General features: G+C 70.9%; 10 protein-coding genes. 5 read left to right on the top strand and 5 right to left on the bottom strand.

All coding sequences use genetic code 11. The annotated features are described in order from the left end of the window. Positions 1 to 181: 181 nt before the first annotated feature. Complete coding sequence (locus tag D5S19_RS25295; protein WP_120025890.1) at positions 182 to 2,227, bottom strand: acyltransferase family protein; 2,046 nt, start codon at positions 2,225 to 2,227, stop codon at positions 182 to 184. Positions 2,228 to 2,375: 148 nt separating this feature from the next. On the opposite strand from D5S19_RS25295, the gene D5S19_RS25290 reads away from it, so the two are divergent. Both D5S19_RS25290 and D5S19_RS33615 read left to right on the top strand, forming a co-directional pair. Beyond that, positions 2,376 to 2,897 carry an amino-acid N-acetyltransferase gene (locus tag D5S19_RS25290; RefSeq protein WP_407641790.1) on the top strand — a complete coding sequence of 174 codons (522 nt, stop codon included), beginning with the start codon at positions 2,376 to 2,378 and terminating at the stop codon, positions 2,895 to 2,897. Between the two features lie 140 nt (positions 2,898 to 3,037). Beyond that, positions 3,038 to 3,163, top strand: coding sequence for a hypothetical protein (locus D5S19_RS33615; RefSeq protein WP_267901151.1), 126 nt, complete (start codon positions 3,038 to 3,040; stop codon positions 3,161 to 3,163). On the opposite strand, the gene D5S19_RS25285 is transcribed toward D5S19_RS33615, so the two are convergent. Further along, positions 3,164 to 5,512, bottom strand: a complete 2,349-nt coding sequence (locus D5S19_RS25285; RefSeq protein ID WP_407641791.1) for a DNA translocase FtsK — start codon at positions 5,510 to 5,512, stop codon at positions 3,164 to 3,166. 433 nt (positions 5,513 to 5,945) lie between these two features. Here D5S19_RS25285 and D5S19_RS25280 point away from each other — a divergent pair, with 433 nt between their 5' ends. From D5S19_RS25280 to D5S19_RS33610, 3 genes are all read left to right on the top strand, one after another. Next, the gene (locus D5S19_RS25280; RefSeq protein WP_120025888.1) at positions 5,946 to 6,767 is read left to right on the top strand and encodes a lysophospholipid acyltransferase family protein; all 822 of its coding nucleotides are present in this window, start codon (positions 5,946 to 5,948) and stop codon (positions 6,765 to 6,767) included. Positions 6,768 to 6,801: 34 nt separating this feature from the next. Continuing rightward, the gene (gene wrbA / locus D5S19_RS25275) at positions 6,802 to 7,410 is read left to right on the top strand and encodes an NAD(P)H:quinone oxidoreductase (RefSeq protein ID WP_120025887.1); all 609 of its coding nucleotides are present in this window, start codon (positions 6,802 to 6,804) and stop codon (positions 7,408 to 7,410) included. Between the two features lie 225 nt (positions 7,411 to 7,635). Beyond that, positions 7,636 to 7,758, top strand: a complete 123-nt coding sequence (locus tag D5S19_RS33610; RefSeq protein WP_267901150.1) for a hypothetical protein — start codon at positions 7,636 to 7,638, stop codon at positions 7,756 to 7,758. Here the strand turns inward: D5S19_RS33610 and D5S19_RS25270 are convergent. The 3 genes from D5S19_RS25270 to D5S19_RS25260 form a co-directional block, all read right to left on the bottom strand. Beyond that, positions 7,745 to 9,442 (bottom strand): ribonuclease J, encoded by a 1,698-nt coding sequence (locus D5S19_RS25270; protein WP_199730701.1) that lies wholly within the window; start codon positions 9,440 to 9,442, stop codon positions 7,745 to 7,747. The genes D5S19_RS33610 and D5S19_RS25270 overlap by 14 nt on opposite strands. Beyond that, positions 9,439 to 10,452 (bottom strand): 4-hydroxy-tetrahydrodipicolinate synthase, encoded by a 1,014-nt coding sequence (dapA, locus tag D5S19_RS25265; protein ID WP_120025886.1) that lies wholly within the window; start codon positions 10,450 to 10,452, stop codon positions 9,439 to 9,441. The genes D5S19_RS25270 and dapA overlap by 4 nt, the downstream gene beginning before the upstream one ends. 103 nt (positions 10,453 to 10,555) lie before the next feature. Continuing rightward, positions 10,556 to 12,022, bottom strand: a complete 1,467-nt coding sequence (locus D5S19_RS25260) for a serine/threonine-protein kinase (RefSeq protein ID WP_120025885.1) — start codon at positions 12,020 to 12,022, stop codon at positions 10,556 to 10,558. Positions 12,023 to 12,081 lie beyond the last annotated feature (59 nt).

The raw sequence follows: 12,081 nt of genomic DNA, 5'->3' as shown, positions 1-12,081 counted from the left end.
ACCACGGAGTCTGTGAAGGGTCCCTTCACAGACCCGAAACCGGTCCGGCGCACGCCACGAGGTGGTCGCACACACACCTCCGCATCGCCCACTGCCGGGTCCCCGACCAACTTTGCCGACACCCTGGACTCTGAGGCTGTGAAGGGTCCCTTCACAGCCGTGGGCGGGAACGGCGGCGGGATCACCACTGGAGGGCTGAGGTCATCTCCCGTTCGACGATCGGCGCCAGGGTGGCCATGAAGGTCGCGGTGACGTGGTTGTCGTCCATGTAGACCAGCACATTGCCGACGACCGCCGAGCAGGTGCGTGGCTCGCAGAAGTAGTCCGTGAGGTCCAGGAACGAGACGTTGTCCGGCACGTCGTCGATGTCGGCGTAGGACGGGGTGCGCGGCAGCACCGTGTCCCGCGCCGGACTGCACCCGGGGTCTTCCGCGCCACGCTGGGCCACGCAGGAGGCCATGTTGAAGCCGAACCGCGGGCTGTCGCGCAGCGCGACCACCGGGATGCCCGCCTTGCCCAGCTGCGCCCACCGATGCACCAAGCCCCGCGGCGTGGTCTCGGTGACCCCGGCGCGCGGGGTGACGCTGGCCAGGGTGACCACCACGTCCGGGTGCATGGCCACGATCTCGTCCGCGGCCGCCTTGTTCCAGTCCTGGCAGCCGCGGTCGCCGGCCATCAGCTCGGAATCGGTGGAAAACGGACAGGCGCCCTTGAGCATCGAGGTGACCTGCCAGCCCGCCGAGCCGACCAGCTGCAGGTAGGCGCCGAGGAACTGCTGGATGTGCGAATCGCCGACCAGCACCACACGTTTCACCGGCGGGCCCAGCGGATTCTGCGTACAGACCTTCAGTTCCTTGTTCCGGGGCGACATCTTGCACTTGTCGTCGGTGATGCCCGCCCAATCGTCGGGCAGGGCGAGTGTGGGCGGCACCAGCGACGGGCTGGGCGAGCCTTCGTAGATGAAGCCCGGGCTGTGCGCGACCGCGCCCGGGTGGTCCGGATCGCCGACCTCGATCTCGAAGTTGGCCTGCGCGGTGCCCACCCAGCTCCAGGCCAGGCAGGCGAGCAGCACCGGGATCAGCGCCAGCACCCCGAACCGGTAGGCACCCCACCGCTTGACGGTGCCGATCTTCGACAGCCGGATGGGGTTTTCGATCAGGTGATAGGTCAGGATCGACAGCAGGAACGACGCCCCGATCACCACCGCGCCGCCGAGCACGCCGACCGCCGGCCGGTCCCGGGCGACCAGGTAGAACACCAGCACCGGCCAGTGCCACAGGTACAGCGAGAAGCTGAGCTTGCCCAGGTAGCCCAACGGTTTCGAGCTGAGCCAGCGGTCCGTGCCCAGTGGCGTCCCGGTCTGTCCGGCCACCAGCACCAGGCCCGCGGACAGGGTCGGCCACAGCGCGATCCAGCCGGGGAACACCGAGTCGATCCGCAGCACGATGCCGCACAGCACCAGCCCGGCCACGCCGAGCCAGCCGAGCAGCACGCGCAGCGCCCGCGGCAGCGTGACCGAGTCGAGGAACATCGCCATCAGCCCGCCGAGCGCGAACTCCCACACCCGGGTCAGGCCGTGGAAGTAGGCCAGCGGCTGGTCCACGGCGGTCAGGTACACCGAGAACGCCAGCGAAGCCGTGAACAGCACCACCAGCAGCACGCTCACGATGCGCCGCAGGGACCAGCCGAGCCGGCGCACGAGCAGGCCGAGCCCGACGAACAGGATCGGCCACAGCAGGTAGAACTCGCCCTGGATGGACAGCGACCAGAAGTGCTGGACCACGCTCGCGCTGTTGTGCTGGGCGAAGTAGTCGACCGAGTCCGAGGCCAGCTGCCAGTTCTCGTAGAACAGCGCGGAGGCGAACACCTCGCGGATGGTCTGGAACCAGCGGTCCTCGGGCAGGAGTAGGGTGGAGATCACCACGACGGCGAGCAGTACCGTCATCGCGGCCGGGAAGAGCCGCTTGATCATCCGGCCCCAGGTCTCGCGCAGCCGGATCCGCCCGCGCAGCAGCGCGCGGTAGAGCTGGCCGGTGATCAGGAAGCCGGAGACCAGGAAGAACACGTCGACGCCGCCGGAGATCCGGTCCAGCCAGACGTGGTAGACCACGACCAGCAACGAGGCCAGTGCGCGCAGCCCCTGCAACTCGGGCCGGAACCGGGCCTGAGCGTCCGGCGGCGCCGGGCGGCCGGGCCGCTGCGGTGCGGCCACGGTGGTCCCGGACATGAGCTTCCTCCAAAAGCCGGGGGCAGGCCGGCGTCGGCGGGCGCGGGAACGAACGGCTCACTACCTATACGTGACCGGCCGCGACGGCGGACACTCGGGGGTCCCCGGCGGTGCCACCGTGCTCACCCGCACGGAGGCGCGAGATATCTTGACACCCGTGCCCCTCGACCCCGCTCCGCTGGCGATTCGCCGTGCCCGGATCGCCGACGTCCGCCAGATCAAGGCCCTCGTGGACGCCGACGCCGGCCGGGTCCTGCTGGAAAAAGACCTGGTCACACTGTATGAAGCGGTGCCGGAGTTCTGGGTCGTGACCGGTCACGGCGACGCCGTGCTCGGCGCCGCCGCGCTGCACGTGCTGTGGGAGGACCTCGGCGAGCTGCGCACGGTCGTGGTGGACAAGGCCGCCCGGGGCCGGGGCATCGGGCACGCGCTGGTCGCCCGGCTTGTCGAGGAGGCCCGCGAACTCGGTCTCCGCCGGTTGTTCGTGCTCACCTTCGAGACCTCGTTCTTCGCCGGTCACGGCTTCGTAGAGATCGACGGCGCCCCGGTGTCGCAAGAGGTGTACGAGGAAATGCGGCGGTCGGTGGACCCCGGGGTCGCGGAGTTCCTGGACCTGCCCTACGTCAAGCCCAACACCCTGGGCAACGCTCGCATGCTGCTGGAGCTCTGAGAGGGGCCGACCCTACGGACGACGTTCCTACCGCGGTCTCGCCGCCGCCCGGGAAGCGGCGTCGACGAAGCGAAGGCAAGTCACACGAGAAGATCCAGGATCTGCGACGCTGGGGTACCAGTCGCGCCGAGCTGGAACTCGTGGCGCTGGACCGGGGCCTGGCATCCCTCAACAGCCTGACCATGGCCGGGCGCGCCTTCTACCTGCCGGCGCACTACAACCCGGAGCGCACCGTGCTCGATCTCGGGGCGTCCGTGGCCGGGTGATCAGTCCTCGTCACCACCCTCGGCCGGGGCCTCGCCGCCACGGATCATGAACAGCACCGAGTCCAGCTCCTCCGGCTTGATCAGCACGTCGCGCGCCTTCGAACCCTCGGACGGGCCGACCACGCCCCGGCTCTCCAGCAAGTCCATCAGCCGGCCCGCCTTGGCGAACCCGACCCGCAGCTTGCGCTGCAGCATCGAGGTGGAGCCGAACTGCGAGGTGACGATCAGCTCGGCCGCCTGCAGCAGCACGTCGAGGTCGTCGCCGATGTCCGGGTCGATCTCCTTCTTCTCGCCCGCCTTCGCCGCGGTCACGCCGTCGGTGTAGTCCGGCTGCGCCTGGTCCTTGGCGAAGGTGACGACCGCGGAGATCTCGTCGTCGCCGACGAACGCGCCCTGGATGCGGACCGGCTTCCCGGCACCCATCGGCAGGTAGAGCGCGTCGCCCATGCCGATCAGCTTCTCCGCGCCCGGCTGGTCCAGGATGACTCGTGAGTCGGTCAGCGAGGAGGTGGCGAAGGCCAACCGCGAGGGCACGTTCGTCTTGATCAGGCCGGTCACCACGTCCACCGACGGGCGCTGGGTGGCCAGCACCAGGTGGATACCCGCGGCCCGGGCCTTCTGGGTGATCCGCACGATCGCGTCCTCCACGTCGCGCGGCGCGGTCATCATCAGGTCGGCCAGCTCGTCGACGATCGCCATGATGTACGGGTAGGGCTGGTACACGCGTTCGCTGCCCGGCGGGGCGGTGATGTCGCCGGAGCGAACCTTCTTGTTGAAGTCGTCGATGTGGCGGACCCGGTTGGCCTGCATGTCCTGGTAGCGCTGCTCCATCTCCTCGACCAGCCAGGCCAGCGCGGCGGCCGCCTTCTTCGGCTGCGTGATGATGGGCGTGATCAGGTGCGGAATGCCCTCGTACGGGGTCAGCTCGACCATCTTCGGGTCGATCAGGATCATCCGGCACTCGTCCGGGGTGGCCCGCGCGAGCAGCGAGACCAGCATCGAGTTGACGAAGGAGGACTTACCGGAGCCGGTGGACCCGGCCACCAGCAGGTGCGGCATCTTCGTCAGGTTCGCGGTGACGAACCGGCCCTCGATGTCCTTGCCCAGCCCGATCAGCATCGGGTGGTTGTCCTTGACCGTGGTCGGCGCACGCAGCACGTCGCCGAGGCGGACCATCTCGCGGTCGGAGTTGGGCACCTCGATGCCGACCGCGGACTTGCCCGGGATCGGCGCGAGCAGCCGCACGTTGTCGGTGGCCACCGCGTAGGCGATGTTCTTGGTCAGCGCGGTGATCTTCTCGACCTTCACGCCGGGGCCGAGTTCGACCTCGTACCGGGTGACCGTGGGCCCGCGGGTGAAACCGGTGACCTGAGCGTCCACATTGAACTGTTCCAGCACGCCGGTGATCGCCTCGATCATGGCGTCGTTGGCCTTGCTGCGGGACTTCGGCGCGGCGCCCAGCTGCAGCAGATCCGGCGGCGGGAGCTGATAATCGCCCTCGACGGTGCGGGTGACGGAGAGGGCGGGCTCGGGTTCCTTCTTCGGCTTCTTCTCCGGCACCTCGGCGGGCTTGGCCGCGGCCTTCGGCGGCCGGATCGGCATGGCCGGCTCGGCGAGCGCGGCCTCCAGGTCGAGCTGCTCGGCGCCGTCGTCACTGGCGGCCTGCCGCCGCCGGGAAGGCTTGCGCAGCCGGACGGACTTCGCCGGCTCGGCTTCGGTGACCTCGTCCTGTGCTTCGCCGTCTTCGGCGGGCGTCCGGCCGTGCGCCGCGTTGTACTCGGCCAGTTCCTGCTCGTCCAGGCCCCAGGTCCGCAGCCGGTGCGGGATCTCACGCACCGGCGTGGCGGTGAACACGAGCACCCCGAACGCCAGCGCGAGGATCAGCAGCGGCACCGCGACCCATTTGGTGACGCCGTCGGTGAGCAGCCCGCCGGAGAACGCACCGAGCTGGCCACCGGCGTACATCCGGCCGTCGTTGGTGTCCGGGAGACCGGTGAAGATGTGCAGCATCCCGAGCACCGACAGCACCACCAGCACGGTGCCCACGCCCATCCGCGGCCGCGTCTCCGGCCGCGGCTCGGACCGCATCAACCCGATCGCGACCACGATCAGCACCAGCGGCACGGCCACCGAACCGGCCCCGAACACGCTCCGCGCGGCCGTCTCCACCCCGGACCCGATCGGCCCGGCGCCCCGCCACCACACCCCGACCGCGGCCACGATGGCGAGCGCGATCAGCCCGAGGCCCAGCCCGTCCCGCCGGTGTGCCGACTCCAGCTCTCGGGTGCGCCCGACCGTGCGGGCCAGGGTGCCGAGCCCCTTGGCCAACAGGTTCCAGGTCCCGCGCACACCCCGCCCGAACGTCCCGGGCGACCGCTTCGCCGCCGAACCGCGAGCCGCCGACGTCCGCGCCCGGGAGGAACCCGACCCGCGCCCGCCGGACGCCCGCGCAGCCGGCTTCCCGGCCGTCTTCGCCGCTCCGGACGAACGACCGCCACCCGCCTTCGCCGGGGTACGCGCCCCCCGCGACGACGCCTTCGCGCCGCTGCTCGTGCTCCGCTTCCTCGTCGCCGACCCAGCCATACCCCCCACGGTAACGGGCGGATCGCGAGAGTCCCATGCGCCACTCGCACCACATCGGAAACAATCGGCGGTGTATCGGGGGGTGCCGATCCGGCGTTGGGGACGATCTGCGCAGGTCAGGGCGGATCCGGCAGGGTCGGTCGGCAGGGGCTCGCCACCAGGGGATCCTGGGCCGGCAGCGCCGTGAAATGCTCAGCTCATGTTCGCGTTGCAGCAGGAAGATTCCCCGGACGGCCGCCGTGCCCCCGCGATCTGGCGGACGATGCTGACCCTCGACCGCGGGCTGGTGAATCTCGTCGGGAAGCTGACCGTGTCCGGTGTGGTGCCCGCCCGGCTGCGCGGGCGGCCGTTGCTGCTGGTGGCCAACCACATCGGCGTGTTCGACGCGTTCGTGCTGATGGCCGCGTGCAAGCGGATCGGCATCAACCCGCGGTTCATGCTGGCCGGCGGGATCCTGGACATGCCGGTGCTCGGGCCCGCGCTGCGGGTCAGCGGCCATCTGCGGGTGGACCGCGGGCAGTCAACCACCGCGATCGGCCAGTTCGCCGAGGCGGCCGAGGCGCTGCGCACCACCCGGGAGCCGATCATCGTCTACCCGGAGGGCCGGATCAGCCACGATCCGGGCCTGTGGCCCGAGCGCGGCAAGACCGGCGCCGCGCGGCTCGCGCTGGCCGCGGGCGTGCCGGTGCTCCCGATCAGCCAGTGGGGCGCGCACGAGGCGGTGTACTGGGGCACCGAAACGGTCAACGGACCGGCGGACCTGATATCGATCGCCCGGTCCGGGCTCAGTGCCCCGCTGCGGCGTCCGCGGTTCAAGGTGCACTTCGGCACGCCCGTCGACCTGTCGGAGATCGACGCGCAGCGGCCCGGCGCGGGGGTGCGCGCGCACGCGAAGATCATGCAGGCGATCACCGACGGGCTGGTGCCGTTGCGCCGCGACGAACCGGTCCGTCCCCGGTTCCACGATCCGACGCGGCCCACGGACACAGTCAGCCCTTGGAAGCCGATGTCCGGATCCTGAGACCCCGGGGCGCGGCTGGCTAGAGTCGCGCCTTGTGAGCACTCGCATCCTGGTCGTCTACTACAGCGCCACCGGCAACACCGCCGCACTCGCCGCCGCACTGGCCGAGGGAGCCACCGAAACCGGGGCCGAGGTGCGGGTGCGGACGGTGCCGGAGACCGCGCCGCCGGGGGCGGTGGCGAGCAATCCGCGTTGGCAGGCCTGGGTGGACGCAGGCCCGCACCACGAGTACGCCACGCTCCCGGACCTCGAATGGGCCGACGGTATCGCGGCCGGGAGCCCGACCCGGTTCGGCGGGCCGGCCGCCCAGTTGAAGTCCTTTTTGGACAGTACGGGGGGCCTGTGGGCGCAAGGGAAACTCGCGGACAAGGTGGCGACCTCGTTCACCACCGCGTCCACCGCGCACGGCGGGCTGGAGTCGACCGTGCTGGCCACCAACAACATCTTCTACCACTGGGGCGCGATCGTGGTACCGCTCGGCTACGGCGACCCGCACCTGAAGGAATCCGGCAACCCGTACGGCGGATCGTTCGTCTCCCGTGGCTCGGCCGCGCCGGACGAACTGGCCCTCGGCGCGCTGCGCAGGCAAGGTCACCGGCTCGCGACGATCACCACACGGCTGACCTCGGCGAATTCCGCGTAGCAGCTCCAGGGTTCCGGCAAAGTCGGTGTAGAGGTCCGTGAAGGGACCCTTCACGGACTCTGAGGCTGTGAAGGGTCCCTTCACAGACCACCCACCTGGCCGGCGAAGCCACGCCGGGCACGGTTGATTCATCCTCGTGGGGGATACCGAAACCCACCGTCGGCGGGATGTGCGCGCCGGGCCGGGGCGGCACACTTGAAGGACCGACGGGAGAAGGAGGCAGCCGTGCCCAGGCCGAACCGCAGTGAACAACGCCGTGCCCGGCGCGCGCTCGCCCGCCAGGCCGCCCGCATCGCGTTCGCTCTCGCGCTGGCGGCCGGGCGGCGCGAAGCACTCAGACCGGGATGACCGTGGGCACGATCATCGGGCGGCGCCGGTAGGTGTCGGCCACCCAGCGCCCGACCACCCGGCGCACCGCCTGCGCGATCCGGTGCGTGTCGGTGATGCCCTCCGATTCGGTGCGCGCCAGCTCCATCTCCACCAGCGGCACCACGCTGTCGAGTGCCTTCGGATCGTCGGAGAACCCGCGGCCGGAGATGGTCGGGCTGCTCACCGCGCGGCCGGTGCTGGAATCGACCACGACGGTGATCGCGATGAACCCGCCCTCGCCGAGCACCAGCCGGTCCGACAGCGTCGACTCGCCGACGTCGCCCACCGACAGGCCGTCCACGTACACGTGCCCGACCTCGACCCGGCCGGTCCGCGAGGCCTTGCCGTCGACCAGGTCGACGACCACGCCGTCCTCGGCGATCACCACGTTCTCCGGGGACACGCCGGTCCGCACCGCCAATTCTCCGTTGGCGCGCAAGTGCTTCCACTCGCCGTGCACCGGCATCACGTTGCTCGGCCGGACCGCGTTGTACAGGTAGAGCAGCTCGCCCGCGGACGCATGCCCGGACACGTGCACCTTCGCGTTGCCCTGGTGCACCACGTTCGCGCCGAGCCGGGTCAGCCCGTTCACCACGCCGAAGACCGCGGTCTCGTTGCCCGGGATCATCGAGCTGGCCAGCACCACGGTGTCGCCCGCCCGGATGGAGATCTGCCGGTGCTCGCCACGCGCCATCCGCGACAGCGCGGACAGCGGCTCGCCCTGGGAACCGGTGGAGACGAACAGCACCTTGCTCTCCGGCAGGGTGCTCGCCTGGTCCATGTCCACGAGCAGGCCCTCGGGCACCTCCAGCAGGCCCAGCTCGGCCGCGATGCCCATGTTGCGCACCATCGACCGGCCGACGAACGCGACCCGGCGGCCGTGCCGCTGCGCCGCGGCCAGTACCTGCTGCACGCGGTGCACGTGGCTGGCGAAGCAGGCCACGATCACCCGCTGGCCGACCCGGCGGATCACGTCGTCGAGCACCGGACCGATGTCCCGCTCCGGCGTCACGAACCCGGGCACCTCGGCGTTGGTGGAGTCCACGCAGAACAGGTCCACGCCCTCGTCGCCGAGCCGGGAGAAGCCGGCCAGGTCGGTCAGCCTGCCGTCCAGCGGGAGCTGGTCGAGCTTGATGTCACCGGTGTGCAGCACCACCCCGGCCGGGGTGCGGATGGCCACCGCCAGCGCGTCCGGAATGGAGTGGTTGACCGCGAAGAACTCCAGGTCGAACGCGCCGACCCGGCGCCGTTCGCCCTCGCGCACCTCGATCAGCTTCGGCCGTTGGCGGTGTTCGCGGGTCTTCGCCGCGAGCAGCGCGTTGGTGAACCGTGAACCGTAGATCGGCAGGTCCGGGCGCAGCCGCAGGAGGAACGGGACGGCGCCGATGTGGTCCTCGTGCCCGTGCGTGAGCACCAGGCCCTCGACCTCGTCGATGCGGTCCTCGATCGCGCGGAAGTCCGGCAGGATCAGGTCCACGCCGGGCTGGTCGTCCTCCGGGAAGAGCACCCCGCAGTCGACGATCAGCATCCGCCCGTCGTATTCGAAGACGGTCATGTTGCGCCCGACCTCCCCGATCCCGCCGAGCGCGACGACGCGCAGGGCGCCTTCGGGCAGAGCGGGCGGGAGATGGTTCGGGCCGGGTCCGGGGGGAAGTTCGCTCACCGGGGCAGGGTCCCAACGCTGGTGTGTGAGGTGGGGGCGACGTAGGCCGCCTGGGAATCCGCTTGTGCCACCCGTGCACCATGCCAGTCCGAGGCCGCGCTGTCCTCCAGCGGCACGCCGCCCTGGGCGAGATCGGCCGCGATCAGCTGCAGCTGCTCCTCGGTGGCGGCCACGATCGGCAGCCGCGGGTCGCCGATGCCGAACCCGCGCAGCTGCAGCGCGGCCTTGGCGAAGGCGACCCCGCCGACGCGCGAGAAGGCCCGCAGCACCGGCAGCATCCCGCGGTGGTTGGTGCGCGCGGTGGAGGTGTCGCCGCTCTCGTAGGCGTCGATCATGGCGCCGATCCGGCCGGCCACCACGTGCCCGATCACGCTGACCACGCCGGCGCCGCCGACCGCGATCCACGGCAGGTTCAGGCCGTCGTCGCCGGAGTAGTAGGCGAGCTGGCTGTTCGCGATCACCTCGGACCCGGCGATCAGGTCGCCCTTGGCGTCCTTGACCGCGGCGATCCGCGGGTGCTCGGCCAGCCGCAGCAGGGTGTCGACCTCGATCGGCACCACCGAGCGCGGCGGGATGTCGTACAGCATCACCGGCAGCTCGGTGGCGTCCGCGACGGTGGTGAAGTGCGCGTATACGCCGGCCTGGCTGGGCCGCGAGTAGTACGGGGTGACCACGAGCAGCCCGTGCGCTCCGGCAGCGGCGGCGGCACGCGCCTGCACGATGCTGTGCGCGGTGTCGTTGGTACCGGCGCCGGCGACCACCGTGGCCCGATCGCCGACCGCCTCCACGACCGCGCGCAGCAGGGTGTTCTTCTCCGCGTCGGTGGTGGTCGGGGACTCCCCTGTGGTGCCGTTCACGACCAGGCCGTCGTTGCCCAGGTCCACGAGGTGCTCGGCGAGTTCCTGCGCCCGCTTGACGTCCAGCGCGCCGTCGCGGTCGAAGGGCGTGGCCATCGCGGTGAGCACGCGGCCGAACGGGCGTCCGGGCGCGGCGGAAGGTGGGGTGGACATGGCCAAGACGGTACCCCTTCGGCCCGGCGAACCCGGCCTGGACCTGGCCGGTGCGGAGAATTTCCGCCCACCGCGCGCGAGCGGCGGAACATCTCGCGCGGGGCTACTTGACCTTGGTGGTGATCTGCGCCGGGATCTGCCCGTTGCCGGTCCGGGTGAGCACGCAATAGAACGTCCGCACCGGCCCGCTGGAGCTGCTCTTCTCGGGGATCAGCTCCCACTCCTTCTGCGACGGCACGATCGCCCGGTACTGCAGGTCCGCACGCTGCTGCTCGGGCACCACGGCGGAGTGGAAAGTGAGTCCGCAGCGCGTCTCGGCGAGCTGCCCGAGCTGATCGCGCCCGGGGTACGGGGCCGACGGCACGTCGTCGCTGCTGTAGCTCTCCACCGGCAGCGCGTTCGCGGCGTCGTACACCTCCAGTGTGTGGTTCTTGTCGCAGCTCACGCTGTTATCGGTACTGAGTACCACGCCCGGCTGAATCGTCGCGTTGAAGCAGTGATCACTGCTGGAGATGGCCAGCTTCACGTCCCCGTCCGGCCCGAAGGTGACGGTGTCGAGCCGCTGCGCGTCCCCGGACGGCGACCAGACCGGGAGCCCCAGAAAGAATCCACCGACCAGCCCTGCGACGAGGAGCACTACGCCCACGGCAACCCACAGCCCACGCCGCGCCTGCCGAGCTGGCGGCTGTGGCATCGCGACGGTGCCTGGCGGCGGCGTACGCCGGTCGTGCCCGGCCGCGGTGGCGAGCAGCGCACGGACTTGCGCAGCGGTAAGCCGCGCTTCGGGCTGTGCCACGAGCAGCCCCGACACGACTGCGGCGAGCGGCCCCTGTGCGCGAGTCGGATGGGGCGTCTCGGTCATGACCGCGTGCAGCGTCGCTGCGGTGGTGGGGCGCTCGAAGGCGATGATGCCTTCCACCGCGAAGTACAGCGTGGCGCCAAGCGACCACAAGTCCGACTCTGGCATCGCTTCGCGGCCCTCGACGCGCTCCGGCGCCATGAAGGCCGGGGAGCCGACGAGCGTGCCGGTGGTGGTGAGCCGCGGGTCGTCGATCGCGTGCGCGATGCCGAAGTCGGTGAGCTTCACGCGCCCGTCGTGGGTGACCATGATGTTGGCCGGTTTCACGTCGCGGTGCACGATCCCCGCGGCGTGCGCAGCCTGCAGCGCGGACAGCACCTGCTCCCCGATCACCGCGACCTGCTGAGCCGGCATCGGACCGTACTGCCGCACCAGGTCAGCGAGCGTGGGCGCCTCGACCAGCTCCATCACGATCCAGGTGGCGCCGCCGTCGTTGACCACGTCGAACACCGTGACCACCGCCGGATCGCTGAGCCGCCCGCCGGCCCGGACCTCACGCAGCACGCGTTCGGAGATCGCCGCCCCGTCGCCGCCCTGCTCCGGGGACCGCCGCAGTTCCTTGATCGCGACCGGCCGTCCGATCACCTGGTCCTGGGCCCGCCAGACCACGCCCATCCCGCCCCGGCCGAGTTCGGACAGCAGCAGGTACCGGCCGGCGACCACGCGGGCGCCCGCGGCCGGCTCGTGGGGCCGGGTCTGTTCGTCAGTCACGGGCGGGGCTCCTCGGTCGGGTTCGCGCAGATGCTAGTCCGACCGCCCGGCCGCGGTCC

The organism is Amycolatopsis panacis (genome assembly GCF_003600245.1).
Classification (GTDB): Bacteria; Actinomycetota; Actinomycetes; order Mycobacteriales; family Pseudonocardiaceae; genus Amycolatopsis; species Amycolatopsis sulphurea.
Note: the sequence above shows the minus strand (reverse complement) of the source record. Positions and strands in the feature narration are given on the sequence as shown.

Bases quoted from the DNA above. Each gene is read 5' to 3' on its own strand.
- D5S19_RS25295 (WP_120025890.1), bottom strand. From the start codon at position 2,227: ATGTCCGGGACCACCGTGGCCGCACCGCAGCGGCCCGGCCGCCCGGCG.
- dapA (WP_120025886.1), bottom strand. From the start codon at position 10,452: ATGTCCACCCCACCTTCCGCCGCGCCCGGACGCCCGTTCGGCCGCGTG.
- D5S19_RS25280 (WP_120025888.1), top strand. From the start codon at position 5,946: ATGTTCGCGTTGCAGCAGGAAGATTCCCCGGACGGCCGCCGTGCCCCC.